Source organism: Stenotrophomonas maltophilia (genome assembly GCF_004920835.1).
Lineage (GTDB): Bacteria > Pseudomonadota > Gammaproteobacteria > Xanthomonadales > Xanthomonadaceae > Stenotrophomonas > Stenotrophomonas maltophilia_AQ.
Window position 1 is genome coordinate 159,333 of record NZ_QFHO01000002.1, and the last position, 26,286, is coordinate 185,618.

Consider the following 26,286-nt stretch of genomic DNA (forward strand, 5'->3'; position numbering starts at 1 on the left):
AGGTTAAACCACAGGCGCGTACGCGGCCACCATGGGTCCCGACCAAGGTCTCTACGGTCAGTAGCGCGGGTCGGCGATGGCCGGCAGCACCAGTTCGCGCACGAAGCCGGACGGTGACAACTGCAGCAACGCGCGCACCATCGCGACGACGTCATGCACCGGCACCAGTGCGCCGTCGCCGCGGGCTGCGGCCTCTGCAACCGGCACCGACAGTGCATCGTCGGTGTTTAGGTAGCCCAGTTGCAGGCTGGTCACCGCCAGGCAGCGATCGCGGAAGCCTTCGCGCAGCGCATCGGCGATGCCATTGAGTGCGAACTTGGACGCACCGAACGCCACTTCCGGGCGGCCGCTGCGCGGCAGTGCCGAGGTCGAGCCGGTCAGCACCAGCTGCGGGCGCGGCGAGGTCAGCACGCGTGGCAACAGCCGCTGCAGCAGCACCAGGGTCGCACTGATGTTGACGTCGACCAGCTGCGTGAGCGCGGCATCGCTTTCATCGAGGAAGTCGTACGCGTCGCTGAAGGCTTTGTCCTCCCAGATGCCCAGGTTGTGTATCAGCACATCGATATCGGCCGGTGCCTGCGCCGCGATGTGGTCGGCAGCCACGGTCGGCTGGGACAGATCGGCTTCAATCCACTGCAGGGTGACGCCTTCGGGGCATTCAAGGTCGCGCGGACGGCTGCGCGAAACGCCGATGACGGTGTCGCCGGCACTGCACAGGCCTTCCACGAACGCCCGACCGAGGCCCCTGCTGGCGCCGATGACCATCAATTTCATGTTGCTTCCTTGTTGTACTGCGGCGGCCTCAGTCGGCCGCCAGAAGGGTGTCCCAATCGGCGAACGCACGCAGGCCGCTACGCTCGGCGGTAATGATCGAGGCGGTGTTGTCGAGCTGGCAACGGTACTGAGGCTGCAGCCCGGCCGCCTGCGCGGACACGGCCATGGCGTGTACCAGCTGGCGCGCGTGCCCGCGGCCGCGGGCCTCGGGCAGGGTCAGCACGCCCATGTCGGCCAGGGCTGGATCCAGGCTCCAGGGGTACATGCTTCCCGCAGCAACCAGCCGCTCGCCAGCGAAGGCGCCGAATACCTGCCAGTGATCGAGTTCGACCCAGGCCGCATCGAGATCCTCCTCGCTGGCGCTGGCCTGGAACACGTCAAACGCAGCAGCGTCGGCCGGGCCGAGACGGCGGATGTGGGGTGGAGCAGGGTGTTCGGCCAATGCCGCCAGGGATGCGGCAGGGAAATAGAAAATGCGGTCTGCGCCATGCGTGCGCTGGCCGATGTCGATCAGGCGCTGTTGCAGATGTTGCAGGGTCCAGTGTGCGCGTGCCTGCAGTTGCAGGCGTTCAGCCAGCGCAGGGCGCAGCAGTGCGCGCGCAGGGCCGGAAACCGGCTGCAGCAGCATGCCGTCCTCGCCCTCATCGAGCTCGTCGCTGCAGGCAATGTGCAGCGCTGGGCCATCCTGCAGGACGCCTTCGCCCGCGAACAGGCGCCGCCAGCAGCTGTCGATCAACGGGGAGAACACATCATCCATGACACGCAACTCACTCAGTGCTGGGGCAGATCGACCTGCAGGCCCGCGGCTTTCCATTCGGGGTAACCGGCGGCGAGCCGCTGCGCGGTCAGTCCGGCCTCGCGCAGCATCGCCACCGCATCGTTGGAAAGCACGCAGTAGGGCCCGCGGCAATAGGCCACAATGTGGACGGCACGCGGTAGTTCATCCATCCGTGCACGCAATTCCGTAACGGGAATGTTCAGCGCGCCGGGCAGGTGCCCCAGCGAGAATTCTTCCTGTGGCCGCACATCCAGCAGCACCACACTGTCTCGTTGCTGCAGCAGCTGTTCCACCGTCAGCCCATCCAATGCATCGCGGCGCAGCACGCTGTCGGCAATCACATCGTGCATTTCGCTGCGCTGGTGGTCGGCGTAGTCGCGCAGCGCGGCCATCAGGTTGCCCAGCGGGCCATCACCACTGCGGTAGAGGATGCGCTTGCCGTCGCGACGGGTCTGTACCAGGCCAGCGCGGCGCAGCTGCTGCAGATGCTGGGAGGTATTGGCTACCGACAGCCCCGTCAGCTCGGCCAGCCGTTCCACCGCGCGTTCACCCTGGGCGATGTGTTCCAGCAGGGCCAGGCGGTGAGCATGGCCGAGGGTGCGGGCGATCTCGGCCAGTGCTTCCAGCGGCGACGGTGGCGGATCGGTTGCGGCGTTCATGCGGTTCACGCTAGCATCGCTCTATCATTCAAGCAAATAATTGAAGGTATGCGATATGAGCGGGCTGGCGACATGGGCAGTGGATGCGGTATTGATCGGTGTGGGAGCGACCGCAGTGATGGATCTGTGGGCGCTGCTGCAACGGCGCCTGCTTGGCATTCCCTCGTTGGATTTCGCGATGGTGGGGCGCTGGCTGGGCCACCTGCCGCGCGGGCGCTTCCGTCACGATGGCATCGGCCGCTCGGCGGTGGTCGACGGTGAACGCGCGCTGGGCTGGACCGCGCATTACCTGATCGGGGTGATCTTCGCTGGGCTGCTGCTGGCGGTGGTCGGCACAGATTGGCTGCGTGCCCCTACCGTGCTGCCCGCACTGCTGTTCGGCATTCTCAGTGTGGCCGCGCCCTTCTTCATCCTGCAGCCGTGCATGGGCGCGGGCATCGCGGCATCGAAGACGCCGGCGCCGGGCAAGGCCCGCCTGCGCAGCCTGGTCGCACACAGTGTGTTCGGTCTGGGCCTGTATCTTGCAGCTGCGCTGCTGGCTGCAGTTGCCACGGAATGAGCGAGAATCCATGGGGTCACCGGCAACTGGAGCACCCCGGCATGCAGGCAACACCCGCAAGCAGCGACGGCATGCCGTTGCCATCGGCGTGGCGCGAAGCGCTGGCCGGCGCGCGCATCGAGCGGCAGTCGATCGGGGTTTCGCGTGCGGACGTCGCTCGCGTGCATCGACCGGGGCAGGCCGATGCCTTCCTGAAATCGGAAGTGATCGATGCCTTCAGTGAGCTGGGTCATGAGATTGCCCGCCTGCGTTGGCTGCAGGCGCAGGGCCAGCCGGCGCCGACGGTGATCGCCACCGCCGAGGACGCGGGCCGGCGCTGGTTGCTGATGAGCGCGTTGCCGGGCCGTGATCTGGCGTCCTCGCCGGAACTCGCCCCGCAGCAGCTGGTGGAGGTGCTGGCCGACGCGCTGCGCGGGCTGCATGCCTTGCCGGTGGCGGCCTGCCCGTTCGACCAGCGGCTGGCGTCGCGTGTGCAGGCCGCGGTGGCGCGCGTCGAAGCGGGCCTGGTCGATGCCGATGATTTCGATGATGAGCGCCTGGGGCAGAGTGCGCAGCAGGTCGTTGCCGAGCTGCTCGCCAGCCAGCCCGCGCATGAAGATCTGGTGGTCAGCCACGGTGATGCCTGCCTGCCCAACCTGATGGTGGCCGAGGGCCGCTTCAGTGGTTTCATCGATTGTGGCCGGCTGGGCGTGGCCGACCGCTATCAGGACCTTGCGCTGGCCGCGCGCAGCATCGTCCACAACTTCGGTGACACGCGCTGGGTAGCCCCGCTGTTCCAGCGCTATGGCGCGGTGGCTGATGAGCGTCGGTTGGCGTTCTATCGGCTGCTCGACGAGTTTTTCTGAAGCTGCGCAGGGTCGGGTAGGGCGGCGCTGAACGGTGCCCTGCCGATGGATTTCGCCCCCTTTAAAAATGTACGAACGTTCGTTCACAATTGATGCCATGAACCGAACAGACCGCAACGAGCAACGTGTCACGCAAATCCTGCAGGCCGCCCTGCAGTGCTTCCTCGCCAAGGGATTCCACCAGACCAGCATGCGCGACATCGCGCAGGCTGCCGGGGTCAGCCTGGGCAATCTCTACAACCATTTCCCGGGCAAGGAGGCGATCATCCTTGCGGTAGCGGTGGCCGAGAGCGAAGAGCTGGCTCCGATGCTGCAGCGCCTGGCGGCCGCCGACGGTGAGCGGACACAGGTGATGGCCTTCCTGCAGGATTTCCATGCACTGTGCCGGCAGCCGGAATGGGCAACGCTTGCGGTCGAGGTGCTGGCCGAGAGTGCGCGCAACCCTGCCGTGGCCAAGGCCTTTGCGGCCAACCGCAGGCAGCTGCAGCAGGTGCTGGGCGATGCCCTGCTGCGTGTTGCGCAGCGCGAGCGGCGGCGACCCGCGCTGGCCCCGGCGCTGCAGGCGCAGGTGCTGTTGGATGCGATCGAAAGCGATGCGCTGCGTCGGGGGCTGGGCGAAGCCGATGGCACCGAGGATGCATCGCTGGATCTTGGCCTGCTCGTGCTGCTGCTGGGGGCGCGTGCATGAGCGCTGCTGACCGGCGACTGCACGGGCTGGACCTGGCGCGTTACCTCGCACTGGCCGGCATGGTGCTGGTCAACTTCCGCCTGGCGATGGCCGTGCCTGCAGAGGGTACGAGCTGGTTGGCCGGCGTCTTCCATCTGCTGGAAGGCAAGGCCTCGGCGACGTTCGTCACCCTGGCCGGTCTTGGCCTGGTGCTGGCAACGCAGCGGCAGCCCTGGTGGCAGGCCAGCATGCAGACCTGGCGGCGTGCTGCGTTCCTGCTGGCGCTGGGCCTGCTCAACCTGACCCTGTTCCCGGCCGATATCCTGCACTACTACGCGGTGTATTTCGCGTTGGCCGTGGTGTGGCTGCGCGCCTCGCCGCGGGTGTTGCTGGGCAGCATCGTGGGTCTGGCGGCCTGTTCGTTCTGGGCGTTGCTGCACTGGGATTACAGTCAGGGATGGAACTGGCAGACGCTGGAATACGCCGGTCTGTGGCAATGGCCGGGCGCGGTCCGCAACCTGCTGTTCAATGGCTTCCATCCGCTGCTGCCGTGGCTGTGCTTCTTCTTGCTGGGGATGCTGCTGGCACGCCTGCAACTGTCGCAGCCGAGGGTCCAGCACGCGCTGCTGGTGCTGGGCCTGCTGCTGATCGGCGCCGGCCATGGTGTGCAGCATCTGGCCCAGGGAACGCCGTGGCAGGCTTGGTTGGGAACGCAGCCGATGCCGCCGGGTCCTGCCTATGTGCTGACCGGGGCGGGCGCGGCCTGCAGTGTGATTGCCGCCTGCCTGTGGCTCATGCGGGTACACCCGGGTGACTGGCTGGAGCCCTTCACGGCGGCGGGACGCATGACCTTGACCCTGTATGTCGGCCACATCCTGCTGGGCATGGGCACGCTGGAAAGCCTGGGCCTCCTGGACGGCAGCGCGTCATTGGCCTCGGTACTGCTGTGGGCACTGCTGTTCCTGATGCTCGCGACCGCTGCGGCGTGGCTGTGGTCATGGCAGTTCGCGCGCGGTCCGCTGGAGGCGGTGATGCGCCGTATTGCGGGCTAGTTCTTTGGTTGCGCCGCACGATGTTGTGACGGACATGTCTGTGTCGCAGCGAAGTCATCTGCGATAGTGGCGGCAGGTAATACTTTCCGCTTGCATCCATGTCATTCGCTTCGGCGCAGCATCTCGGCGAAGTCCTTCAACAATCCTATGGCATCACGGCCACTGCGGTGGTGCCGCGCCCGGTGGGTGCCGACGCCAATGCCAGCGTGTATCGCATCGATGCGCGGCACGGGCAATGGTGGCTGAAATGCCGGAACTACCAGGTTGATCCCTCGGTCTGGGACAGCCTGCATTGGCTGCGCGGCACCCTCGGCATAGACGAAATCGTCGCGCCATGGCCGGCGCTGACCGGTGGCGCGTCGGTGCAGCGCTGGGGCCTGCAGTTCACCCTGTTCCCCTATATCGAAGGCCAGTCCGGCTTCGAGGCGGCGCTGAGCCGCACGCAGTGGCGGCGGCTGGGGGAGGTGTTGCGACGCCTGCACGGTGCGCGGCTGCCTCCGGAGTTGCAGCAGGCATTGCCGATCGTACGGCTGGAAACCGCGGCGCTGGAGACGGTGGGGCAATGGTTGGCCGGTGAAGGGCTGGCGGTGGCGAAGGATGGGCTGGGGCGCGCATTCGCTTCGGTCTGGGATCAACAGCATGCGCGCATCGCGGCACTGCATGCGCATGCGCTGGAGCTGCGCGCTGCATTGAAGGAGGCGCCGGTCGACCTGCATCTGTGCCACACCGACCTGCATGCCGGCAATCTGCTGATGGGCAACGATGGCGGTCTGCATCTGATCGACTGGGATGGCCTGTCACTGGCGCCGCGCGAGCGCGACCTGATGTTCATCGGTGGCGCCGTGGGCGGTCGCTGGGGTCGCGAGAATCCGCTCGATTTCGCGGAGGGTTATGGCGGCGACCTTGGGGATCCGCGCTGGATCGCGTGGTACCGGCACTGGCGCATCCTGCAGGACCTGATCGAGTTCCAGCAGGTGCTGCTGGGCAGCGACGGTGAGGAGCGCTCGCCGCAGCTGCGCCGGCAGTCGCTGCACTACCTGGGTGAGCAGTTCGCGCCGGGCAATGTGTTCGATGCGGCGGAGCGGGTGTATCGCGCGTTGGATTAGGTTCTGGGCCGTTGCCAGGATCGCCCCGGGTAGAGTCGACTGTTAGTCGACTGCTCTTCGATTGGAACAGGCAAAGCCCGCGCTGCGCGCGATAGTCGACTAACAGTCGACTCTACCAAGGGCTTGTCCATTGAGGCGGTTTTCATTCGGCGGGCTTGGCTGCTGACGAGGCCGCTGCGCTCGCTGCGCGGCGCGACAGCACCGCTTCGCGGTGGGCGATGTAGGCGTTGGCGGCGAGGATGATGCCGGCGCCGATGATCGTCCAGCGATCCACGGTTTCATTGAACAGCAGCCAGCCGCACAGCGTCACCAGTGGCAGCTGCAGAAAGCTGATCGGGGTCAGCGCCGAGACTTCGCCCAGGCGCAGCGCACGTGTCCACAGCAGCTGGCCGATGGTGCCGAGCACGCCGGTGGCCAGCAACCACAGCCACGCCATGCCGGTGGGCCAGACCCAGACGAACAGTGCCGGGACCAGCGAAAGCGGCACCCAGAACACGTAGGTATAGAGCACCACGGTGTCGGCGCTGTCGATGCGGGTCAGCTGCTTGATCTGGATCGCCACTAGCGAACTGAGCACGGCCGCACCCACCGCTACCAGGCTGCCCGCAGTGAAGCCTGCGGTACCTGGGCGGACGATCACCAGCACGCCGATGAAACCGACCACCACCGCGGCCCAGCGGCGCACGCGCACGGTCTCGCCCAGCCACAGCACGGCGGCGATGGTGACGAACAGCGGCGTGGAGTAGGAGAGCGAGACCGCCTGTGCCAATGGCAGATGGCCCAGCGCCCAGAATGCGCACAGCATCGAGCCGAGGCCAATCGCACTGCGTACGAAGTAGCGCGGCAGCTGCTGGGTCTTCAGCGGCGCGTGGCCCGGACGCAGCAGCATCGGCAGCAGCGCCAGCAGGCCGAAGGCATTGCGGAAGAACGCCACTTCCTGGGTTGGCACGTAACGGGTGGCATAGCGGATTGCCACCGCCATCAGGCCGAATGCCATCGTGCTGCCGAGCATCAGCAGCGCCGCCCGCATCGGGGTGGCGCTGGGGGAGAGGGCGGGGCTGTTCACCACTGTGCGCCGAGCAGGCGGGGCTCCGGTTCGATCGGCACGCCGAACTTCTCCAGCACCGAGGCCGAGATGCGACGCGCCAGCGCCAGCAGCTCAGCGCCGGTGGCGTTGCCGTGGTTGACCAGCACCAGTGCGTGGCTCGGCGCAACGCCGGCATCGCCTTCGCGGAAGCCCTTCCAGCCGCAGGACTCGATCATCCATGCCGCCGAGACCTTGCGCTTGTCTTCGCGGTCTGCCGGGAACACCGGCAGCTCAGGGAAGTGCTGCAGCAGCACGTCGACCTGTTCCAGCGGCAGCACCGGGTTCTTGAAGAAGCTGCCGGCATTGCCAAGCACATCCGGGTCGGGCAGCTTGCGGCGGCGGATCGCGATCACCGCGTTGGCCACGTCCACCGCGCTCGGCAATTCCACGCCCTGCGCCTGCAGTTCCTCGCGGATGCCGGCGTAGTCCATGCGCAGATCATGCAGCAGCGGCAGCTTCAACTCGACGGCGGTGATCAGGTAGCGATCCGGTTGCTGCTTGAACACGCTGTCGCGGTAGGCGAAAGCGCATTGTTCATTGTCCAGCCGCACCCAGGCCTGCTCCTCGCAATCCCAGGCTTCGACCGCCTGGATGAACTCGCCAACCTGCGCGCCGTAGGCGCCGATGTTCTGGATCGGCGCGGCACCAGCCGTACCGGGAATCAGGGCCAGGTTTTCCAGGCCGGACAGGCCTTCCTGCAGCGACCACATCACCAGATCATGCCAGGGCACACCGGCGCCGGCGCGGATCACCGCATGGTCGGCGCGGTGCTCAAGGAAACTGATGTCACGGTTGCCGAACACCAGCACGGTGCCGGGCAGGTCTTCGGCGATCAGCACGTTGCTGCCGGCACCCAGCACCAGCAGCGGGCCGTTGGCCACGTCGGGCAAGCCGAGTACCTCCGGCAGCAGCGCGGCATCGTGCAGTTCCAGCAGTTGGGCTGCGCTGGCCTGCACGTGGAAGGTGTTCAGTGCCTGCAGCGGCGCGTTGCGGGTGAGCGTCCAGCGCAGCGGGGCATTGCCATCGACGGTATCCATGGGCGCGCTCACAGCGGGGCCACCGCGCCGCGGCTCGGCGCTTCGCGGCGGCGACGGATCGCCTCCACGCACTCCGATACCAGCGGGGGGCCACGGAAGATCAAGCCGCTGTAACACTGCACCAGCGCCGCACCAGCAGCCATCTTGGCCACCGCATCGGCACCGGACAGGATGCCGCCGACGCCGATCAGCGGCACCGATTCGGGCAGGCGCGCGCGCAGGCGGCGCAGCACCAGCGTGGACTGCTCCAGCACCGGCGCACCGGACAGGCCACCGGCTTCGTTGGCCAGCGGGTCGCCGGCCACCTTGCTGTGGTCGACGGTGGTGTTGGTAGCGATCACGCCGTCCACCTGCAGTTCGCCCAGCACGCGTGCGGCGGCGTCGATGTCGCGCTCGCTGAGGTCCGGTGCAACCTTCACCAGCATCGGCACGCGGCGGCCATGCCGGGCGGCCAGGCTTTCCTGGTGCTCACGCAGCTGGCTGACCAGCTGGCGCAGCGAGGTTTCTTCCTGCAGTTCGCGCAGGCCGGCGGTGTTCGGCGAGGAAATGTTGACGGTGATGTAGTCGGCCAGCGGGTACACCTTGTCCAGGCAGGCGATGTAGTCATCTGCGGCCTGTTCGTTGGGGGTGTCCTTGTTCTTGCCGATGTTGATGCCAAGCATGCCGCGACGGTTGCGCGCGCGCTCGACGTTGCGCACCAGCGCATCCACGCCCGCATTGTTGAAGCCCATGCGGTTGATGATCGCGTTGTGCGCCGGCAGGCGGAACAGCCGCGGCTGCGGGTTGCCGGCCTGCGGGCGCGGGGTGATGGTGCCGATCTCGACGAAGCCGAAGCCCAATGCGAACAGTGCGTCGATGTGCTCGCCGTTCTTGTCCAGCCCGGCGGCCAGGCCGACCGGATTGGGGAAGGTCAGCCCGAACACCGTGCTGGGCATCGGCGCGATGCGTGCGGCCAGCAGCGGCGTGGTGCCGGTGCGATAGGCCAGGTCCAATGCGGACAGGCCGAGGCCGTGGGCGCGCTCGGCGTCGAGCGAGAACAGGAAGGGGCGGGCAAGCGAATACATGCGTCGGTTCAGTCCAGCGTGCCGAGGAAGGCTCGGGTTCGATATTCAAAAGCAACCTGGCCGTCGACCGCATGGGCGGCGAACAGGTCCTGCAAAGCATCGATCATCGGCGCGTGGCGCGGATGACCGGATTGGGGGGCATAGGAGGAGGACAGCAGGCGCCCGCGCAGGGCGTCGAAGTCCAGGTGCTGCACGTTGGGCAACTCCACCATGCCGCGCAGGCCTGCGCCGAACCAGGCCAGCATGGTGGCGTCATCCTGGTAGCGCTCGGCCACAGCGGAGTAGTCGGTGCCGTAGTCCAGCAGCAGCTGTTCGTAGCCGACCAGGAACGGGCTGGCATCGAGCAGGCGCGAGTTCCAGTAGATCAGTGCCAGGCCACCGGGGCGCAGGATTCGCTGCCATTCGGCGCGCACCGCCACGGTATCGAACCAATGGAAGGCCTGTGCGACGCTGACCAGATCAATGCTGGCGTCGGCCAGTCCGGTGGCCTCGGCGCGGCCGTCGACTGCGGAAAAGTCCGGATACTGCGGCGCCAGCCACTGTTCGGCGGCGCCTCGCATGGCCGCATTTGGCTCAACCGCAACAACGGGATGACCGCTGGCCAGAAACTGACGGCTGGAGATGCCGGTGCCGGCGCCGATATCGGCGATCAGAGCCTCGTGGCTGACGCCCATCGGACCGTGCAGCCAGTCCAGCAGGGCCGGCGGGTAATCGGGTCGATAGCGGACGTAATCTGCGACGCGGCTGCTGAAGCGTTCAGTGCTGTCGGAGGCGGTCATGGCAGTCAGTTCGACATTGCAGCGAGCCAGGCCAGGCCGCCGAAGAACAGGATGAAGACCAGGATGGCGGCGATCACGGCGCCGACCATCACCCAGCCCAGCACCAGCCCGGTGACGGCCAAGCCATCGCCTTCCAGCTCATGCGGGCGGCGGCGGATTTCGGCGCGGGCCATGTGGCCGGTGATGATGGCCACGACGCTGGCCACGAAGGGCAGGACGGTCCAGCTGGCGATGCCCATGACCAGGCTGACCACGGCCAGGGCGCTTGTCTGTCGGGGTGCCACGCTCATCGGGGTCCTCCTTGGCAGTACGCACATGATAGTGCCTCTGCCCTGGCAATCCCATGCCCGGCGGATGCGATGGCAGGCGTCGACCTTGGTCGACGAAAGGCATTTCAGCCAGGTTGGCAGCTACCGGAGTGCCGGTGTCAGCCCATCAACACCTGGCCGCCATCCACGTTGAGCACGCTGCCGGTGACCCAGCGCGCCAGCGGTGAGCACAGGAACAGGGCGGCATCGGCGATCTCGCGCGGGTGGCCGAAGCGACCGAACGGAATCTTCGCCAGCGTACCGTGGTACAGGGCGGGATCTTCGGTGCGGCGGCGGTCCCAGAGGCCGTCATCGAACTCGATCGAGCCCGGTGCGATGGCATTGACCCGGATCCGTTCCTTGGCCAGCGCCAGTGCCTGCGAGGTGGTGTAGTGCGAAAGCGCGGCCTTGGCGGCGGCGTAGGGTGCGCCACCGGGGCGCGGCTGCTGCGCGGCGATCGAAGAGAGATTGAGGATGCAGGCGTCGCTGGATTTGCGCAGCCAGGGCAGGGCCAGGCGAGAGGCCCGAACCGCCGCCATCAGGTCGATCTGCAGGCTGGCGGCCCAGCCGTCCTCGTCATCGGCCATGCCGTAGCCAGTGGCGTTGTTGACCAGCACATCGATGCCACCAAGTGCATCGGCGGCGGCCTGCAGCCAGGCCTGGATCTGGCCGGGATCGGCCAGATCGGCGGAGAATGTGTGCAGTTCGAAGCCCTGCACCCGTGCATCGGCACGCAGGGCATCCAGACCGGCCTGGCCGCGAGCGCAGACCGCGACCTGCGCTCCGGCGCCGGCAAACGCCAGCGCCATCTCACGACCGATGCCCTTGCTGCCGCCGGCAATCAACACGCGGCGGCCGGTGAAATCGAGGGTCGGGGCCCCTGCGGGGGTCCGACCCTTCGCTGGGGTCAGATCCCCGGAGGGGCTCTGACCCACAGACGTGTCCGCGTCGTTTGCCATCACAGATCGAACTTGATGCCCTGGGCCAGCGGCAGCGAATCCGAATAGTTGATGGTGTTGGTCTGGCGGCGCATGTAGACCTTCCACGCATCCGAGCCGGACTCGCGGCCACCGCCGGTGTCCTTCTCGCCACCGAAGGCGCCGCCGATCTCCGCACCGGACGTGCCGATGTTGATGTTGGCGATGCCGCAGTCGCTGCCGGCGGCCGACAGGAACTTCTCGGCGGTCTTCAGGTTCTGGGTGAAGATCGAGGACGACAGGCCCTGCGGCACGCCGTTCTGCATATCGATGGCTTCGTCGATGCTGTCGTATGGCATCACATACAGGATCGGCGCGAAGGTCTCATGCTGGACCACGGCGTCGCTGTTCTTCAGGCCCGAGACAATCGCCGGAAGTACGAAGTTGCCTGCGCGGTCGATGCGGGTGCCACCGGTTTCGATGGTGCCGCCGGCGGCCTTGGCCTGGGCGATGGCATCGAGGAACTGCTGCACGGCGCCATCGCTGTTCAGCGGGCCCATCAGGTTGGCGGCATCGGTCGGATCGCCGATCTTGCCTTCCACCTGCTTGTAGGCCTTGACCAGGGTGGCCAGCACGTCGGCGTAGATCGAGCGGTGCACGATCAGGCGGCGGGTGGTGGTGCAGCGCTGGCCGGCGGTACCGACCGCGCCGAACACGATGCCCGGCACGGCCAGCTTCAGGTCGGCGGTTTCGTCCAGGATGATTGCGTTGTTGCCACCCAGCTCCAGCAGGCAGCGGCCAAGGCGGCGCGCGACCTTCTCGTTGACGGTGCGGCCGACCTGGGTCGAGCCGGTGAAGCTGATCAGCGGCACGCGACGGTCATCGACCATCTTTTCCGACAGCGCCGTGCCTGCATCGTTGATCAGGAAGAAGATGTCCGGGAAGCCGGCTTCGCGCAGGGCATCGTTGCAGATCTTCAGCGAGGCGATGGCGGTCAGCGGCGTCTTGTTGGACGGCTTCCAGATGCACACGTCGCCGCAGATGGCGGCCAGGAACGCATTCCAGCTCCACACCGCGACCGGGAAGTTGAAGGCCGAGATGATGCCGACCAGGCCCAGCGGGTGGTACTGCTCGTACATGCGGTGGCCGGGGCGCTCGGAATGCATGGTGTAGCCGTACAGCATGCGGCTCTGGCCCACGGCGAAATCGGCGATGTCGATCATCTCCTGCACTTCGCCATCGCCTTCCGGCTTGCTCTTGCCCATTTCCAGGGCGACCAGCGAACCCAGGGCGTCCTTGTGCTTGCGCAGTGCTTCGCCGCACAGGCGCACGGCTTCACCGCGGCGCGGGGCCGGCGTGGTACGCCAGATCTTGAAGGCTTCCTGGGCGCGGGTGACGACGGTCTCGTACTCAGCCTCGGTGGTCGCGCGGACCTGCGCGATCGGCTCGCCGGTGGTCGGGTTGACCGGGGTGATCAGCTCACCACTGGTCGCGCTCGACCACTCCCCGTTGCCCAGGTACGTGCCAGCGTTGATCGCGTCCAGGCCAAGGGACTTGAGCAGCTCGGAAGACATGCAGACTCCTGTGTTTCGTTACGTTGTTTGGCGCCATCGCGGGCAGGTGGGGGACGCGATGAACAGAACCGGCGATGGTAGCAGAGGGAGGTTGCTGGGCTTTGGTGCGGTGCGGGGTGGAATGGGGTGGGTTGAGCGCCAGCAAACCGACATGAAGTGCGCAATGGCGTTCATTTTTTGACGTGAAATGACTCATGTCGATGCAAATTGAAAAATAAAGATTTATTAATGATTTCAGTGAGGTATGACTATTCTGGGGTGCTCACTTGGGCCCGCAGTCTGTCGAAATTCCTATCTTTTGGCTCAATCTTCATTCACAATTCCTCCACATTTGATTGACACAACCTCGATGATTCCGTGCCGGCTGGGGAGTCCATGCACGTGGATGCAGGCAATTCCGCGTCCCGTCGAGCCGAGAATGGAGAAGTGCGTTGCTACATGGATCAGTAGAAGATCTTTCCGCAGAGCGGGCCCGGGTGGGTCGCCGCCGCGTCGAAGCCCGGGCTGCCCTGGAGTTGGGGCTGCGCTTGGGCGACATGCTGCTGCTGCCGGGCATGGCAGTTCTTTCCCACATTCTGCTGTACGGAACAGGTGCGCCTGATTCATCCCAGCGCATCGTGTTCGGCGCGGTGATCCTCAGTGCCATCGTCTGCTTCTCTGTGGCGCCGGTGTACCGCAACTGGCGGATCCGTGGCCTTCTGGCGGATCTCTGGCTGTTGTTGCTGGCCTGGTCTGCCACCTTTGCGCTGTTCTCGCTCTATGTCGTGCTGGTCGGGCTTGCCGATGTGGTGCCTTCGACATGGCTGGTTGGCTGGTACGCCTTTGGCCTGGGATCGATGGCGGCGCTGCGAGTGCTACTGAGGGTGCAGTTGCATCGCCTGCGCTCGCGCGGGATGGACCATGAGCGGATCCTGCTGGTCGGGCTAAGGGCCCCCGCGTTGAGGCTGCATCGTCTGCTGCGTGGGAAGCCGGAGCTTGGCAAGGACGTCATCGGCTACTTTGCCGGTGCGGGCGATATCGCCACCCGTCGCGGCGGGGACGCGCCGTGCAGGCTGGGGCGGCTGGAAGACGTTCCGCAGTACATGGATCAGCACCGCGGCGAGTTCGACCAGGTCTGGGTTTCGATGCCAATGGGGGACGCATCCGCGATCAAGGACATGCTCAAGCAGATCGAGCGATTCCCGGTACCTGTACGTCTGATCCCTGATACGACTGGCCTTGGGGCGCTCAACCCTGGTGTGCACCAGGTGGGTGATGTACCGATGATCGGTGTACGCCAAGGATTGGTGGATCATCGGTTCCGCTTGTTCAAGCGCGTCGAGGACATCCTGGTTGCCGGTGCGGCGGTGATCCTGCTGGCGCCGTTGTTTGCCGTGCTGGCCATTGGCGTGAAACTGAGTTCGCCGGGGCCGGTTTTCTTCCGCCAGAAGCGTCATGGGCTTGGCGGCAAGGAATTCTGGATGCTCAAGTTCCGCTCCATGCGCGTGCATGCCGAGGGGACGGGTCAGATCACCCAGGCGACGCGCGGTGACCCGCGAGTGACCCGGTTCGGCGCCTTCCTGCGCCGCAGCAGCCTGGATGAGCTGCCGCAATTCTTCAATGTGCTGGGTGGGAACATGTCGGTTGTGGGGCCGCGGCCGCACGCTATCCAGCACAACAACCACTATGAGCGTGTGATCGAGCGCTATATGCATCGTCACTATGTGAAGCCGGGTATTACCGGTTGGGCGCAGGTGAATGGATTGCGTGGTGAGACTCCGGAGCTGCGCTCGATGAAGAAGCGGGTCCAGTACGACATCGATTACATCCGGCGCTGGAGTCCGACGCTGGATGTGCGCATCATTGTGATGACGGCTTTCAAGGTGCTGGGCCAGAAGTCGGCATACTAGGCGCCGAGACTGTCGCTGGCGATATGCCGGCCGCGCCCGCGTGGAAGCGCCCGATCTGCAGAAGCGGCCGGGCGCTGCGTTTCATGTACCGAAGAACTGATGGAAGCCGTTGTCCGTGTTCAAGAATATTCTGGTTGTATGTGTCGGCAACATCTGCCGTAGTCCGTCGGCTGAAGTGATGCTGCGTGAGGCAGTGCGGGGCAAGGGCATCACGGTGTCCTCGGCCGGCCTGGGGGCGCTGGTCAACCATGGCGTGGACGCGACCGCGCAGGCGCTGTTGACCGAGCATGGCCTGGATGGCAGCAGCCATCGTGCACGGCAGATCGACCGCAGCATCCTGGGTGCCTCGGATCTGGTGCTGGTGATGGAGCGCAAGCACGTCCATCGCATCATCGAGATCGCGCCAGAGGCGTCGGGCAAGACTTTCCTGCTGGGCAAGTGGCAGTCCGACCGCGAGATTCCCGATCCGTATCGCCAGCAACGGGCGGCATTCGAACACGTCTACACGCTGATGGATGAAGGCGTGAAGAGCTGGGTCCGCTACCTTTGAGTGCCCGGCGCCTACTGAAGGTGCGCTGGAGGCAGAAAGCCGGGAGCCGTCAGGCCCCCGGCTTTTTTCATTCGCCGACGTTGCGCAGGTTGTCGTAGAAGAAGCGCTCGTCGCGGTCACCGGTCATACCGTACAGGCCGTACTTGCGGCCGAGCATGGCGCCGCCGTCGCGGATCAGCGGGTTCCAGTTGAAGGCTGCACGGCCGCGCGTGGAGCGCGGCAAGAAGCCGTCGAGCGGAATGCTGAAGTAGATTCCCTTGTCGAAGCTGCCTTCACCGAAGTCGCGCGCCGAGACATTCGTCTTGGTCGCATAGGCGCCCATGGTCACGCCATTGTTGAACACGCGGGCCAGGTCCAGAGTGGCGCCCTTGTCGCCAGCCAGGTACTGACCGACCGATAGCGAGCCGATGATGCGTTCACGGGCGTCGAAGGCATAGTAGAACGTGGCGTGGCCGGTGGTGACGCGGTAGTCGCGCAGACCCCAGTGCTGGTCGTAGTCGCGCTGCTGCACCCGGTTGAGATTCGCACCAACCGCCCAGCGCTCGCCGCTTGGGCGATACAGCAGCTCGCCGCCAACGCCGGCATACATCCACTCCAGGTAACCGGCATAGGCAATGCCATACAGGTCCGGTGCCAGCCGTCCGGCGATATTGGCCTGCAGGTTGGGCAGCATCACGTCGGAGGTGGTCAGGTACTGGCGGATGTCGGTGCGCACGCGCGGCAGGCGGCTGGGCGCGTTGTACTTGAACTTGTGGTAGTTGTTGGTGACATCGGCGCTGACGGTGCCGGTCAGCCAGATGTTGTCGCGCAGGAACAGGCTGCCGGTGTAGTTGGCTGCGATCTGGTAAAGGATGAAGCCATCGGGGCCGCCCAGGTTCTGCCGGTAGCCGACGTTGAAGCCGCCGCCGAAGGGGGTGCGCTTGGGCTTGTACAGCGTCTCCCGCGCGCGCGTGTCGGGTGCCTGCAGTTCCGTGCTCCGGCGCAGGACGTCTTCGCTGACCGTGCCATCCAGGTAGCCGGCGAATGCTTCACGGTTGATCGACAGATCGGCGATCGGCATGCCCACGCGGGTGGTGCGCAGGGTGAACCAGTCGTAGTCATCGCCGGTCGCGTTGGCAAGGATGCGCGTGGCGCGGCCCAGGCCCTTGGCGGCATGCAGGTAGCGGGTCTGGTAACCGTCGATATACAGCTCGTCGCCGCGGCGCGAAATGCGTTCGACGCGGAAGCCGGCATTGCGCTGCAGTTCGGCGGTGACTGCGGCCCAGTCGGTGCTGGTGACGGGTGCGACACCGGAGGCGTCGCCGCTGGTGACGGCTGCGCGCTGCTCGGCGACAGCGGTCGCGGGCAGCATCCGTTGCGGTGGCGGGTCGAACGGTTTCGGTGCAGCAGGCGTATTGCCCGGGTTGCCACGCAGGGTGAGCGAGAACATCGCCGCGTCCCCGCGCTCCCAGGCAGCAGTCAGCTCGACATTACGGCTGGGGACATAGACAAGGCCCACGTTGATGGGTGTGCGCTGGCGCAGGTTGTTGTTGCGGGGTTCACGGCGGTAGTCGTTGCCGTCGTATTCGACTTTGAGCAGCAGTTCATCCATCGGTGTCTGGTAGGTGATGCCGCCAAAGATACCGACCGGCCCCTTGAACATGTTGCTCAGGCCGAACTTGCCGGCCTGGGTGATGTCACTGTTGGCGATGGAGCGGCGGTCCTTGAAACGATCATCGATGGCGCCGAGTGGATTGGAGAAGTCACCTCGGTTGCCAATGTAGCCGGTGGCGAGTCCGATCGAAGCATCGAACGGACCGAAATTCTTGTTGGCGACCAGATACTCGCTGGAAAAGAATCCGGTACCACCCAGGTCACGCACACCAAAGGCAAGTTCCGGCAGCAGGCGTGATTCCTGCCACAGGCGCAGTTTGAAGTCGATCGACTTGTCTTTGTAATGCTGATCGCCGGCAACGCTGGGCCCATACAATAAGTTATTGACATTAATGTAGCGGAATGATGCCTCCAGCCATGGGAATGGCTGCATGGTCAGGTTGTAGCGTGCATACGGAGCGTTGTACGACGCAGTGAAGCTCAGGTCTCCGTCGCTTGCCATGCGCGCGGTAGGCGTCTGCAGAAGGCCGATCCCGCCCCATTCGTTGGCAGTGGGTGGCGGCGCCTCCTGGGCATGCAGTGCGCAGGATAGCGACAAGGCGAGCGCGCTCAGTGCGAAACGGGCGGGGCGCACCGGGCGCGCGCGCAGGCAGGACTGGGTCATCACGGATTGATGGGCTGGGTGGCGATGAACGTGGCGAAATCGCTGTTGAACAGCGGGTCGATACGCTTGATGAGGGAGGCACGTACGGGCACGAAGACCGTACCTCCTGGCGCGACAGCCTGCGGATCTGCGCGGTTCCACAGGCCGATACCCAACTGCTGGACTCGCCCGTCGGGTTGGATCACGTAGATGTCGTTGCGGTCGGCAAGAGGGCTGGGATGACAGTCACGCAGATAGTCGCGTGCGTCGCGCTGCGGGACGTGCGGCAGTTGGCATTCCTGCTCCACTGCGCCCATGACAGTAATCGTGCGTGGCTGCAGTGGGAACCGCAGCCTGTCGCCTGTCGCTAGTACAGGGTTGCTTGCGGGCTGCACCTGGATCAGGCGTGCGGAGCCGATGATGGGCGTCCGGCCGGTGGCGGGATGTGTCTCCAGCCAGGTCTGCAGAGCCTGTGCGAGCGCCACGACCTGTGCGTCGGCAGACTCTGCCAACTGCCCGGCGCCATACTGCAGCCCCGCGCGCAGCCGCACCTGGGCCTGCAGGGCCTGCGGGCGTTCGAGGCTTGTCCCCAGCAGGTAGGCGTCGGCGCTTGGGCGGGCCAGCAGCAGGCCCTCGGCCAAGCGGGCGCCGGCGCTCAGCTCGTACACCCCGGTCGCTTCAGCGGCGCCCTCAATATGGATCTGCGCGGCCTGGGCAGCACTGGTGGCCAGCAGCGCGGCGAGGATAGCCGCGCTGAAAAATCTGAACGTCATGGCTCAATCCTTGGCCGTGCGATAGGGTTTGAGCTGGGTCAGTTCTGCGACGCGACCGGGCGCCAGATGCTGTCGGCTCTTCCAGATGAAGCCGGTGGCTGGGTCTGCCCAGTAGACATTGCGGCCACTCATGCCACCGCCCCGCAGCTGTTCGTCGAACCGCTGCAGGGTTCGGCGCGAACCAAGGATGTCCACCTGCTCCAGTGCACCCCTGCTCAGGGTGCCAGTCACGGCGACGTCGACCTGGTAGGCGGGCACCCAGTCGTAGCGGCGCTGCACGCTCACGGGCGTGGTCACGCCCCTCAGGTCATCAAAAGGTGACGGGCCGATGATGCGGGCACGCCATTGCTGTCCCAGACCGCTGCCGCCCAGAAGCAGGCCATGGTGGTCCATCTCGAACACCGCGTGTGTACCTGCGAACCACTGCTGCCGGCCCGCATCGATGTAGCCCAGTACTGCCACGGCGACGATGTCAGGTGTGTCCACCTGCATCTGCGGGAAGCGGTTGCTGGCCACGCCTTCCGCGGTCGCCTGTGCCGGGCGATGGGTGATCAGCCGGAAGGTATCCACTGTGGAGCGGCTGCCGGTGGTGCAGCCGGTGAACAGCAGGGCGGCGACGATGACCAGCAACACCGCGCCACGGGCGCGATGTGCCGGGCATTGGCAGGCCGCATCCATGCGAGCCATGTCAGTTGTCCTTGATTTCGGTTCCGGTACGTGCCGCGTTGTACAGGATATTGGTGAAGGGCAGCAGCTGATTCACGAAGCGATTCCAACGGCTGACGCCGGCTGCGCCGACAAATACCACGTCCCCTGGCTGCAGATGGAACTGACTACCAGCGGCAAACGCGGTCGGCGAGCGCGCCTCCAGCTGATAGACCATCGAGGGCTCCTGTTGCAGGTCCGTGCTGCCGCGGATGACATACACGGCGTTACCGCTTGCGGTCTGTTGAAGCAGGCCGCGAGCACGGCCGAGTGCCTGGTTCAGCGAGACATCGCCGGTGCGGAAGCTGTAGGCGCCGGGCTGATTGACTTCGCCCACCACGAAGATCTCTTTGCGATCAAGGTAGGGCACGAAGATGGAGTCGCCATCCTTGAGGAGCAATTGGCGGCCGCCAAACTCGCGGGCCAGGGTTTCCAGGTTGATCGTGTAGGTGACGCCCTCCCGGCTGAGCTGGATACCCGACAAGTCGGCCTGCTGGTTGTCCAGTCCGGATTGGCTGATCGCATCCGCCAGCGTCAGCGGCGAAGTGCCCAGAGCAATCGGCGAGGATCGCTGGGCAGCGCCTGTCACCCAGACCCGCTGGCTGCCATAGGTGAGGACGGATACGTCCACTTGGGGCGATTCCACGTACTTGGCCAAGCGGGTGCTGATCTCCTCGCGGAGCTGCATCGGCGTCTTGCCCGAGGCTGCGACTTTGCCGATGTATGGGTAGAACATCGTGCCGTCACTCTGCACAAGGCGCCCTGCCAGAGCGCCCTGCTGCTGGGGGCCGGCTGGCACCGTCAGTTCCGGGTGATCCCATACGGTGACATAGAGAATGTCGCCGGCGCCGACGGTGTATGGTGCCGGCTGGTAATCGAACAATGCAGCTGGCAGTGAATTCTGCGTCCGCGCGGCGTTTTCCTGCGCGATCAGCTTCGGTGTGATGGTGACGATTTCCAGCTGACCATCGCCGCTCTTGCGGTCAACGGCGACGTCGCTGCGACGCAGGTGCTGTCCCGGCGCAAGCGCACAGCTGGACAGCGCCAGTGCGGTCAACGCAGCGGCGAGAAGGCGAGGGGTGAGGTTATTCATGGGAATGAGAGTCTGGCAGGCATAAAAAACCCCCGCCGGGCCGCGCCCGGCGAGGGCCTGAATGGTACGCGGTGCGCTGATCAGCCGCCGGTGCCGCCCGTACCACCGGTGCCGCCCGTACCGCCGGTGCCACCCGTGCCAGGGCCGCCCGGACCCGGGCCGCCCGGATCAGTGCCGCTGCCGCCGTCATTGCTGCCACTGGTGCTGTCGCCGCCGATGCTGTATGCAACGGCAGCGGCGGCCACGCCGATTACGGTGGTGCCCACGACTGCAGCGGTCGAGACGCCAGCAGCTTCTGCGCCGGCAACTTCCGCCGCAGTAGCCTCCGTGCCGGCCGTAGCCTGCGCTTCCTGCGCGAAACTCATCATCGGGGAGGCGGACAGGGCCGCCAGTGCCACAACTGCGATCGTCTTCTTGAACATGGGAGGCCTGCTCCGTCAGGGAAAATTCCCTTCACATATTCTGCGGATGAACACTTGCTGTCAAGATTTGTGAAAACTTCGTGTCTGATGATGGCTTCTGTCTGGCGATGAGTGGCCGCGTAGATCCTGACGCTCGAATGCCTGCGCGCGGCCGGACAGTGTCTTGGCAGCGGCCTTCACGAGGTCATGAGTGTGTAAGTCTGCGAGCAATATCGGCGTGGTCATGGCGGCGGCAATGGCCAGCAGTGCCGCGCGGCCATGCACCGCCAGGATGTTGCCCAGCGTCTGTCCGTGACGCAGCACCCAAGCCGACGCGGCCAGGCCGAGGCTGAGTCCTATGATGATCTCGGAGGGAGAATGGGCCCGCAAAGGCAGTCGAGAGCAGCCGATCGCCACTGCAAGCCCCGCGCCGGCGACGGCCCAGGCCCGCAAGTGTCGGCTGCGGCCGCTGGCCAGCAGCCATAAGGCCACGGGATAGAGCGCGCTGGACATGGCGGCATGCCCGGAGATGCCGGTGAAATCCAGATGCTCCATCCCAAAACCCCAGCCCATGAAGGCGATCTTGCTGGCCAGCGTTGTCGCGGCGACTACAGTGACGGCCACGGCCCAGCGCCACAGCAGGTGGCGGTGAGAGGTTGGCAGGAACAAGGCGAGTACAATGGCAAGCGGAAACAAGGCGCGGCTGTCGCCGAGTGCAGACAGGCTCTCCCAGAAGGTCATCATGCGGCGACGGTATTAAGTGCAGCGGGTAGATGCGCACAGAATACTGATGCTGGGCGTCCTGCAGAACGCCTCGCGCTTGGTCCATTCAGCCAGACGCGGTATCCTTCCCCGCTGCCAATGGCCCCGTAGCTCAGCTGGATAGAGCGTCCCCCTCCTAAGGGGAAGGTCGCCCGTTCGAATCGGGCCGGGGTCACCATATATCAATGGCTTGTGGCATTTGACCGGCTTGCTGAATGTCTTGACGCGCCATTTGCTCGGCCGAGGCGGCAAGCCTCCATCGCGCGGCCCCGGTGGTAGGTGCGGCCGAATGGTGCCGGAGTTCTACTCCGTCGGCGTCATCCTCTCTGGGGAGGCTTGAGCTGCGGTCATTTGTCCCGCCTGTTCTCACGAAGGGCGAGGAATGCGGCAATTGCGCTTGCAGCGACGCCCAGCAAGAAGCCGAGGACCATTCCGTCGAACCAACCCAAGCTCGCCACGTTGCCCCCATGCAAAGATTGATGCGCGAATAGCGCTCTGCTGCTTGTGTTGTACTGCGAAGGGAAAGGTATGGCCCCGGGCTTTCGCGGGCCTTACAGAGCGCAATTCGCGTCTTGGTGTCGCCAACCCCAGGCGATCTGCACCAGCAGATTCAAGCTGTTGTTCCGCGGCGCGTTCACCGCGCGGCTGAGGTGGCAGACCTCCATTACGTAGCCAAAAGGCACCGCGGACAGATTGCTGCCATGTACTACTCCTTCCAGATCACTGCCGCCCATTCGGAGCGGGGCCGGATGGCCGACCCAAAAGCAAAGCGGCGCATATGCTGGTGAGTGAGCCTTGACCCAATCCAAGACCGAAGTGGTTTCGACGGGCCCTCCGGGTGCGGGCGAGCAGCGTCGTGTCGGCGTCCGGTCCGAGCTATTCAGGCAGATCGTTGCTGCGTTCGCAGGATCTTCGACCGCCGGTCGTATCCTTCCGGCTGACGTCAGGGCCAGCATCCCGGCAAAGGCTGTGACCTTCGCGAGGCTCAAGACTTGGAGTTACGGTGAGCGGACACCGCATTGGGTGACGGCTTCGATGTAGCGAGCCTGTCGACGCTTCAGGAACTTACTATAGAACTTGATATCGCTTCCCCCTCCAGCTCGAGGGGTGACCTCAACAAACTCTGCCGGGACGCCGCCGCTGGAGGTCGACACGGAGTAGCCATCGGAACGGGGCTCAAGTACATACTGCCATCGTGATCCTCCGATGCTCACCTCTCCCCATGCGTCGCGGACACACGTGGCGGCGGCTAAGGGGGCCTGATTGGACGAGAAAGTGGCTACAGGTCCGGAACTTCGCGTGTCGCCGACAGAGGTGCAGGCAGCCAACAGCATAAGTGTGCTTCCAGCTGTTGCCATCCTGATGTGTTGGATCATTCCATGCATTCTGCACCTCCATCGGAAGTGGGGAACTGTGACGCAACCATGAGGAAGCTTCAACGGTGCAGTCTTGAGGTCGGCCAGTATCTGGAAGTGATCTGAACCAAGGCAAAGAACCCGGTGAGGCTGTGGGCGAGGGCCGGGCTCACCACCCGCCACACCGCACGGCACCCGCTCGCCGGGCTTCTACAACAGCCCCACCACGCCCAGCACCGCCGCCACCTCCTCGCGCTCACCGCCCCGCAGCCCCTGTAACGGCAGTGGCAGGCAGTCTTCGCCGCACAGCCCCAGCAGGGCCGCCGCGCAGGCCATGACGCGAATCCCGCCAAGCCGGTCATACAAAGACCACACCGGCGCCAGTCGTGCTGAGAGGGCCATGGCGCCCTCCTCGTGCAGCATGTCTGCCCAGTGCAAATGGCGCACCATGAACGTCATGAAACCAAACCTTTGCGCCGTCCAGCCTTCCCACTACGCCACCATTGCCGGCTGGCTTGATTCCGCCGCGGCCACCCAGCGCTGGGCGGGCCCCGGCGTGCCGTTTCCCTTGCCGCCGGAACGGTTCGCGCAGGTGCTCGAGCTCGGGGCGCGGCCGGGCTGGGCGCTGCTGGACGAGCAGGGCCGGTGCCTGGGCTTTGGCCAGTACTGGATAACCGACGTCGGCACTGCGCACCTGGGCCGCATCATTGTTTCCCCACTGGCACGCGGGCGCGGCCTTGGCCGGCTGCTCATGCAGGCCTTGAGTGCACAGGCCATGCACGAAGACGGCATCGAGCGGCTCACCCTGCGCGTCTATCGTGACAACACGGCCGCCGTGGCCCTGTACCGCGATCTCGGTTTCCAGCAGGTTGAAGCGTCCTCAACACCAGAACTTCTTTTCATGCAGCGCACGTCGGCCTGAACTCCGCTCATGCCGGCAAGGTGGCCTGCAAGGCAAACCAATGCTCGCGGGTGATGCGGCTGATGTGCTCGGTGCGGTAGTCGCCGAGGAAGCTGTTGAACTTGTCCACCTCGGTATGATGATGCTGGAAACCGCATTTGCTCTGTGCGGCCAGCGACTGCAGGTTGTCGGCGAAGTAGCCGCACCACAGCGCGTCCAGCTCCAGATCCATGAAGGCGTGCCGCATCACTTCACGCACTGCTTCGGGCACCAGCCCGCGCCCCCAGTACGGCACGCCGATCCAGTAGGCGATCTCGCCTTCGCGGTCGCTGATCTCGAAATTGCTGTCAGCGCCGATCAGGATGCCGACACAGCCGATCGCTTGGCCGTCCTCGCGGTTCTGCAGTGCGTAGACCTCTGGCCGGTTGAAGACGGTGCGGATGATTTCGGTACTTTCCTCGACGCTGGTGTGCACCGGCCAGCCGGCGATGGGGCCCACGCGCGGGTCGCGGGCGTACTCGTACAGATCGGCGGCATCGGTGTCGCGCCAGGGGCGCAGGATCAGGCGTTCGGTGTGTAGCTGCATGGCAGTTCCAGATACGGAAAGAGAGTGCACAGGCTAGGTTCCGGCGCATCGCGGGCACAGGGCCGGACCTTGATGATTTCGGTACTTTTCACAACTGGCGGTCGAGCCCGGGTATGCTGGGGCCCGGATTACAGCCGGATCGGCCCATGGACCGCGTACCCCAGCTTCTGGACCAGGACGAATCCATGCGCCTGGAGGTCAGCACGCTGGCCGAAGGGCAGGGCGTCCCGCTGTCGTTCGGACACGCCTATCTGGCGGTGCTGGTATGCGTCTCGGGACGCGCACGCTTTGCACTGAACTTCCGCGAGGTAGCGGTGCAGCGTCATGATGCGCTGGTGCTGGCAGAGGACACACTGGCACTGCTGCGGCAACGCTCGCGCGGCTTCCTTGCGATGGTCTGTCTGATGCCCAAGTCGCTGGCATCGGAGGTGGCCTATGTGTTGCCCAATGCGCTGTTCCAGTTCCTGCACGAACAGCCGCACTGCCGGCCGTCACCGCTGGATGTGCCGTTGCTGCAGGGGTGGCTGCAGCTGATGATGGACGCGCAGCACAACGGTGGACGGCACCGCCATGTGATGCTGCGCAATCTGCTTCAGAGCTTCTTCCTGAAGATGGCCACGTTGCTGCCGAAGCAGAAGAAGGTACCCGCGCAAGTCAGCCGGCGAGAACGCCTGGCTTGGAACTTCTGGGAGCTGGTGGGCCAGCGCAGCACGCGCCAGCGTGACGTGCAGTCCTATGCGGAGGCGCTGTGCATCACCCCGTTCTATCTCTCGCAGCTCACCCGCGAATGCTTCGATGAAACGCCGAAGGCGTTGATCGACCGCCAGGTGGTGCTGGAGATCAAGGCGCTGCTCACGTACAGCGAGTTGCCGATCGGACGCATTGCCGATCGCCTGTGTTTCGAGGATGCGTCGTACCTGTGCCGGTATTTCCGGCGGCATACCGGTCAATCGCTGACCGGCTACCGCCGAGCGGGGCAGGGTGGGACTAGTGCGATACGAACAGCGGCGCCGGCACTTCGGCAAGCAGGTCCTCGGTGACCCCGCCAAGCACGCGCTCCACCACCCGGCTGCGGCTGTAGGGGCCCAGAACCAGCAGATCGGCTTCGGCGTCCAGCACGTGTTGGCGGATGGTCGCGGCGATGCCGCCCTGGCTCGAGTTGATCGCCTGTATTTCCACTTCAACGCCGTGCCGTGCCAGATGCTGGGCCATCTCGGTACCGGGTGCGCCTTCGGTCTTGGGCGTGTCGACCATCAGCAGGTGCACGGCCTGCGCACGGGCGAGCAGCGGCAGCGCATCGGCCACTGCGCGACGCGCCTGTTTGCTGGCATTCCAGGCCACCACGATGCGGCGGCCGACCTGATCGCCTTGCCAGTGCGGCGGCACCAGCAGCATCGGCACGCCGGTCTGGCGCAGTGTGCCCAGGGGCCGCCAGCCGCTGGGGGCCCCGGGTGTATGCGGATAGCCGGCGATGATCAGGTCGCAGTACAGCGATTGCAGGGCCAGGTCGGCTCCGCCCAGATAATCCGAAACGATGCGTAGCTCGGTGCTGATCTGCAGTGGTTCGGACAGTGCGCGCAGGTTCTGCATCAACTGTGCGGTACAGGCCGCGTCGGCGCGCGCTTCATGATCGAGCGCGGCGGCGATGCCGGCGCCACGCGCGAAGCCGTTGGCGATGTCGGTGGGATGCTGGGCAGTGGACACTGCGACCAGATGTGCCTGCTGTGTCTGTGCCAGGTGGGAGGCGATGTTCAGTACGCGTTGTCCGGTGTCGCTGGCATCGAACAGCACAGCGATATCGCGCAGTGGATGCAGCATGGCCTTTCTCC

The 26,286-nt window shown here is 65.4% G+C and carries 28 protein-coding genes and 1 tRNA gene; 10 read left to right on the top strand and 19 right to left on the bottom strand.

What is annotated here, in order from left to right:
* Positions 1-57: 57 nt before the first annotated feature.
* Genes DI041_RS02215 through DI041_RS02225 form a run of 3 tightly spaced genes read right to left on the bottom strand, consistent with a single transcriptional unit; the run spans position 58 to position 2,211 of the window.
* Positions 58-774: an SDR family NAD(P)-dependent oxidoreductase gene (locus DI041_RS02215; RefSeq protein WP_136638711.1), complete on the bottom strand. Its 717-nt coding sequence runs from the start codon at positions 772-774 to the stop codon at positions 58-60.
* A 28-nt stretch (positions 775-802) separates the two neighbouring features.
* Positions 803-1,531: a GNAT family N-acetyltransferase gene (locus tag DI041_RS02220; protein ID WP_136638712.1), complete on the bottom strand. Its 729-nt coding sequence runs from the start codon at positions 1,529-1,531 to the stop codon at positions 803-805.
* Between the two features lie 14 nt (positions 1,532-1,545).
* Complete coding sequence (locus DI041_RS02225) at positions 1,546-2,211, bottom strand: ArsR/SmtB family transcription factor (protein WP_046982852.1); 666 nt, start codon at positions 2,209-2,211, stop codon at positions 1,546-1,548.
* A 55-nt stretch (positions 2,212-2,266) separates the two neighbouring features.
* Here DI041_RS02225 and DI041_RS02230 point away from each other — a divergent pair, with 55 nt between their 5' ends.
* The 5 genes from DI041_RS02230 to DI041_RS02250 all read left to right on the top strand — a co-directional run bounded on the left by DI041_RS02230 (position 2,267) and on the right by DI041_RS02250 (position 6,440).
* Positions 2,267-2,770, top strand: a complete 504-nt coding sequence (locus DI041_RS02230; RefSeq protein ID WP_046982851.1) for a DUF2938 domain-containing protein — start codon at positions 2,267-2,269, stop codon at positions 2,768-2,770.
* A 71-nt stretch (positions 2,771-2,841) separates the two neighbouring features.
* The gene (locus tag DI041_RS02235; protein ID WP_430543757.1) at positions 2,842-3,615 is read left to right on the top strand and encodes an APH(3')-II family aminoglycoside O-phosphotransferase; all 774 of its coding nucleotides are present in this window, start codon (positions 2,842-2,844) and stop codon (positions 3,613-3,615) included.
* 97 nt (positions 3,616-3,712) lie between these two features.
* Complete coding sequence (locus DI041_RS02240) at positions 3,713-4,303, top strand: TetR/AcrR family transcriptional regulator (RefSeq protein ID WP_136638713.1); 591 nt, start codon at positions 3,713-3,715, stop codon at positions 4,301-4,303.
* A complete protein-coding gene (locus DI041_RS02245) occupies positions 4,300-5,334 on the top strand; it encodes a DUF418 domain-containing protein (RefSeq protein ID WP_136638714.1) in 1,035 nt (344 codons plus the stop codon). The genes DI041_RS02240 and DI041_RS02245 overlap by 4 nt, the downstream gene beginning before the upstream one ends.
* 98 nt (positions 5,335-5,432) lie before the next feature.
* Positions 5,433-6,440: an aminoglycoside phosphotransferase family protein gene (locus DI041_RS02250; RefSeq protein ID WP_136638715.1), complete on the top strand. Its 1,008-nt coding sequence runs from the start codon at positions 5,433-5,435 to the stop codon at positions 6,438-6,440.
* 142 nt (positions 6,441-6,582) lie between these two features.
* Here the strand turns inward: DI041_RS02250 and DI041_RS02255 are convergent, their stop codons facing one another.
* The 7 genes from DI041_RS02255 to amaB all read right to left on the bottom strand — a co-directional run bounded on the left by DI041_RS02255 (position 6,583) and on the right by amaB (position 13,206).
* Positions 6,583-7,470 carry a DMT family transporter gene (locus DI041_RS02255; protein WP_136638746.1) on the bottom strand — a complete coding sequence of 296 codons (888 nt, stop codon included), beginning with the start codon at positions 7,468-7,470 and terminating at the stop codon, positions 6,583-6,585.
* A gap of 32 nt (positions 7,471-7,502) precedes the next feature.
* Positions 7,503-8,564: a UDP-N-acetylmuramate dehydrogenase gene (gene murB, locus DI041_RS02260; RefSeq protein ID WP_136638716.1), complete on the bottom strand. Its 1,062-nt coding sequence runs from the start codon at positions 8,562-8,564 to the stop codon at positions 7,503-7,505.
* A gap of 8 nt (positions 8,565-8,572) precedes the next feature.
* The gene (locus DI041_RS02265; protein WP_136638717.1) at positions 8,573-9,628 is read right to left on the bottom strand and encodes a quinone-dependent dihydroorotate dehydrogenase; all 1,056 of its coding nucleotides are present in this window, start codon (positions 9,626-9,628) and stop codon (positions 8,573-8,575) included.
* Positions 9,629-9,636: 8 nt separating this feature from the next.
* Positions 9,637-10,407 carry a class I SAM-dependent methyltransferase gene (locus tag DI041_RS02270; RefSeq protein ID WP_136638718.1) on the bottom strand — a complete coding sequence of 257 codons (771 nt, stop codon included), beginning with the start codon at positions 10,405-10,407 and terminating at the stop codon, positions 9,637-9,639.
* 5 nt (positions 10,408-10,412) lie between these two features.
* A complete protein-coding gene (locus DI041_RS02275; RefSeq protein WP_136638719.1) occupies positions 10,413-10,697 on the bottom strand; it encodes a DUF4190 domain-containing protein in 285 nt (94 codons plus the stop codon).
* 137 nt (positions 10,698-10,834) lie between these two features.
* Positions 10,835-11,674, bottom strand: a complete 840-nt coding sequence (locus tag DI041_RS02280) for an SDR family NAD(P)-dependent oxidoreductase (RefSeq protein ID WP_136638720.1) — start codon at positions 11,672-11,674, stop codon at positions 10,835-10,837.
* Positions 11,674-13,206: an L-piperidine-6-carboxylate dehydrogenase gene (gene amaB / locus DI041_RS02285; RefSeq protein ID WP_136638721.1), complete on the bottom strand. Its 1,533-nt coding sequence runs from the start codon at positions 13,204-13,206 to the stop codon at positions 11,674-11,676. The genes DI041_RS02280 and amaB overlap by 1 nt, the downstream gene beginning before the upstream one ends.
* A gap of 536 nt (positions 13,207-13,742) precedes the next feature.
* On the opposite strand from amaB, the gene DI041_RS02290 reads away from it, so the two are divergent.
* Positions 13,743-15,095 carry an undecaprenyl-phosphate glucose phosphotransferase gene (locus DI041_RS02290; RefSeq protein ID WP_248298459.1) on the top strand — a complete coding sequence of 451 codons (1,353 nt, stop codon included), beginning with the start codon at positions 13,743-13,745 and terminating at the stop codon, positions 15,093-15,095.
* A 115-nt stretch (positions 15,096-15,210) separates the two neighbouring features.
* Positions 15,211-15,645 (top strand): low molecular weight protein-tyrosine-phosphatase, encoded by a 435-nt coding sequence (locus DI041_RS02295; protein ID WP_136638723.1) that lies wholly within the window; start codon positions 15,211-15,213, stop codon positions 15,643-15,645.
* 67 nt (positions 15,646-15,712) lie between these two features.
* Here the strand turns inward: DI041_RS02295 and DI041_RS02300 are convergent, their stop codons facing one another.
* The 6 genes from DI041_RS02300 to DI041_RS02325 all read right to left on the bottom strand — a co-directional run bounded on the left by DI041_RS02300 (position 15,713) and on the right by DI041_RS02325 (position 21,597).
* Positions 15,713-17,902, bottom strand: a complete 2,190-nt coding sequence (locus DI041_RS02300; RefSeq protein ID WP_136638724.1) for a YjbH domain-containing protein — start codon at positions 17,900-17,902, stop codon at positions 15,713-15,715.
* A complete protein-coding gene (locus tag DI041_RS02305; RefSeq protein ID WP_136638725.1) occupies positions 17,902-18,654 on the bottom strand; it encodes a capsule biosynthesis GfcC family protein in 753 nt (250 codons plus the stop codon). The genes DI041_RS02300 and DI041_RS02305 overlap by 1 nt, the downstream gene beginning before the upstream one ends.
* Before the next feature lie 3 nt (positions 18,655-18,657).
* Positions 18,658-19,341: a YjbF family lipoprotein gene (locus DI041_RS02310; protein WP_248298454.1), complete on the bottom strand. Its 684-nt coding sequence runs from the start codon at positions 19,339-19,341 to the stop codon at positions 18,658-18,660.
* Position 19,342: 1 nt separating this feature from the next.
* On the bottom strand, positions 19,343-20,452 hold the full coding sequence (locus tag DI041_RS02315; RefSeq protein ID WP_169050343.1) for a polysaccharide biosynthesis/export family protein: 1,110 nt from the start codon (positions 20,450-20,452) through the stop codon (positions 19,343-19,345).
* Between the two features lie 80 nt (positions 20,453-20,532).
* A complete protein-coding gene (locus tag DI041_RS02320; RefSeq protein WP_057503544.1) occupies positions 20,533-20,874 on the bottom strand; it encodes a hypothetical protein in 342 nt (113 codons plus the stop codon).
* A 60-nt stretch (positions 20,875-20,934) separates the two neighbouring features.
* On the bottom strand, positions 20,935-21,597 hold the full coding sequence (locus tag DI041_RS02325; protein WP_136638726.1) for a phosphatase PAP2 family protein: 663 nt from the start codon (positions 21,595-21,597) through the stop codon (positions 20,935-20,937).
* Between the two features lie 119 nt (positions 21,598-21,716).
* Between DI041_RS02325 and DI041_RS02330 the strand changes: the two genes are divergently transcribed.
* Positions 21,717-21,793, top strand: a tRNA-Arg gene (locus DI041_RS02330).
* 1,387 nt (positions 21,794-23,180) lie between these two features.
* On the opposite strand, the gene DI041_RS02335 is transcribed toward DI041_RS02330, so the two are convergent.
* Complete coding sequence (locus DI041_RS02335) at positions 23,181-23,429, bottom strand: hypothetical protein (protein ID WP_248298455.1); 249 nt, start codon at positions 23,427-23,429, stop codon at positions 23,181-23,183.
* Here DI041_RS02335 and DI041_RS02340 point away from each other — a divergent pair.
* Positions 23,428-23,892 carry a GNAT family N-acetyltransferase gene (locus DI041_RS02340; RefSeq protein WP_211195197.1) on the top strand — a complete coding sequence of 155 codons (465 nt, stop codon included), beginning with the start codon at positions 23,428-23,430 and terminating at the stop codon, positions 23,890-23,892. The two genes, DI041_RS02335 and DI041_RS02340, sit on opposite strands and share 2 nt — an antisense overlap.
* Before the next feature lie 7 nt (positions 23,893-23,899).
* On the opposite strand, the gene DI041_RS02345 is transcribed toward DI041_RS02340, so the two are convergent.
* Positions 23,900-24,457 carry a GNAT family N-acetyltransferase gene (locus DI041_RS02345; protein ID WP_136638728.1) on the bottom strand — a complete coding sequence of 186 codons (558 nt, stop codon included), beginning with the start codon at positions 24,455-24,457 and terminating at the stop codon, positions 23,900-23,902.
* Between the two features lie 146 nt (positions 24,458-24,603).
* Between DI041_RS02345 and DI041_RS02350 the strand changes: the two genes are divergently transcribed.
* Positions 24,604-25,497 carry an AraC family transcriptional regulator gene (locus DI041_RS02350; RefSeq protein WP_136638729.1) on the top strand — a complete coding sequence of 298 codons (894 nt, stop codon included), beginning with the start codon at positions 24,604-24,606 and terminating at the stop codon, positions 25,495-25,497.
* On the opposite strand, the gene DI041_RS02355 is transcribed toward DI041_RS02350, so the two are convergent.
* Positions 25,445-26,275: a universal stress protein gene (locus DI041_RS02355; RefSeq protein WP_136638730.1), complete on the bottom strand. Its 831-nt coding sequence runs from the start codon at positions 26,273-26,275 to the stop codon at positions 25,445-25,447. The genes DI041_RS02350 and DI041_RS02355 overlap by 53 nt on opposite strands.
* Positions 26,276-26,286: the final 11 nt, after the last annotated feature.

Bases quoted from the DNA above. Each gene is read 5' to 3' on its own strand.
- DI041_RS02215 (WP_136638711.1), bottom strand. From the start codon at position 774: ATGAAATTGATGGTCATCGGCGCCAGCAGGGGCCTCGGTCGGGCGTTC.
- DI041_RS02220 (WP_136638712.1), bottom strand. From the start codon at position 1,531: ATGGATGATGTGTTCTCCCCGTTGATCGACAGCTGCTGGCGGCGCCTG.
- DI041_RS02225 (WP_046982852.1), bottom strand. From the start codon at position 2,211: ATGAACGCCGCAACCGATCCGCCACCGTCGCCGCTGGAAGCACTGGCC.
- DI041_RS02230 (WP_046982851.1), top strand. From the start codon at position 2,267: ATGAGCGGGCTGGCGACATGGGCAGTGGATGCGGTATTGATCGGTGTG.
- DI041_RS02235 (WP_430543757.1), top strand. From the start codon at position 2,842: ATGCCGTTGCCATCGGCGTGGCGCGAAGCGCTGGCCGGCGCGCGCATC.
- DI041_RS02240 (WP_136638713.1), top strand. From the start codon at position 3,713: ATGAACCGAACAGACCGCAACGAGCAACGTGTCACGCAAATCCTGCAG.
- DI041_RS02245 (WP_136638714.1), top strand. From the start codon at position 4,300: ATGAGCGCTGCTGACCGGCGACTGCACGGGCTGGACCTGGCGCGTTAC.
- DI041_RS02250 (WP_136638715.1), top strand. From the start codon at position 5,433: ATGTCATTCGCTTCGGCGCAGCATCTCGGCGAAGTCCTTCAACAATCC.
- DI041_RS02255 (WP_136638746.1), bottom strand. From the start codon at position 7,470: ATGCGGGCGGCGCTGCTGATGCTCGGCAGCACGATGGCATTCGGCCTG.
- murB (WP_136638716.1), bottom strand. From the start codon at position 8,564: ATGGATACCGTCGATGGCAATGCCCCGCTGCGCTGGACGCTCACCCGC.
- DI041_RS02265 (WP_136638717.1), bottom strand. From the start codon at position 9,628: ATGTATTCGCTTGCCCGCCCCTTCCTGTTCTCGCTCGACGCCGAGCGC.
- DI041_RS02270 (WP_136638718.1), bottom strand. From the start codon at position 10,407: ATGACCGCCTCCGACAGCACTGAACGCTTCAGCAGCCGCGTCGCAGAT.
- DI041_RS02275 (WP_136638719.1), bottom strand. From the start codon at position 10,697: ATGAGCGTGGCACCCCGACAGACAAGCGCCCTGGCCGTGGTCAGCCTG.
- DI041_RS02280 (WP_136638720.1), bottom strand. From the start codon at position 11,674: ATGGCAAACGACGCGGACACGTCTGTGGGTCAGAGCCCCTCCGGGGAT.
- amaB (WP_136638721.1), bottom strand. From the start codon at position 13,206: ATGTCTTCCGAGCTGCTCAAGTCCCTTGGCCTGGACGCGATCAACGCT.
- DI041_RS02290 (WP_248298459.1), top strand. From the start codon at position 13,743: ATGCTGCTGCTGCCGGGCATGGCAGTTCTTTCCCACATTCTGCTGTAC.
- DI041_RS02300 (WP_136638724.1), bottom strand. From the start codon at position 17,902: ATGACCCAGTCCTGCCTGCGCGCGCGCCCGGTGCGCCCCGCCCGTTTC.
- DI041_RS02305 (WP_136638725.1), bottom strand. From the start codon at position 18,654: ATGACGTTCAGATTTTTCAGCGCGGCTATCCTCGCCGCGCTGCTGGCC.
- DI041_RS02310 (WP_248298454.1), bottom strand. From the start codon at position 19,341: ATGGCTCGCATGGATGCGGCCTGCCAATGCCCGGCACATCGCGCCCGT.
- DI041_RS02315 (WP_169050343.1), bottom strand. From the start codon at position 20,452: ATGAATAACCTCACCCCTCGCCTTCTCGCCGCTGCGTTGACCGCACTG.
- DI041_RS02320 (WP_057503544.1), bottom strand. From the start codon at position 20,874: ATGTTCAAGAAGACGATCGCAGTTGTGGCACTGGCGGCCCTGTCCGCC.
- DI041_RS02325 (WP_136638726.1), bottom strand. From the start codon at position 21,597: ATGATGACCTTCTGGGAGAGCCTGTCTGCACTCGGCGACAGCCGCGCC.
- DI041_RS02340 (WP_211195197.1), top strand. From the start codon at position 23,428: ATGAAACCAAACCTTTGCGCCGTCCAGCCTTCCCACTACGCCACCATT.
- DI041_RS02335 (WP_248298455.1), bottom strand. From the start codon at position 23,429: ATGACGTTCATGGTGCGCCATTTGCACTGGGCAGACATGCTGCACGAG.
- DI041_RS02345 (WP_136638728.1), bottom strand. From the start codon at position 24,457: ATGCAGCTACACACCGAACGCCTGATCCTGCGCCCCTGGCGCGACACC.
- DI041_RS02350 (WP_136638729.1), top strand. From the start codon at position 24,604: ATGGACCGCGTACCCCAGCTTCTGGACCAGGACGAATCCATGCGCCTG.
- DI041_RS02355 (WP_136638730.1), bottom strand. From the start codon at position 26,275: ATGCTGCATCCACTGCGCGATATCGCTGTGCTGTTCGATGCCAGCGAC.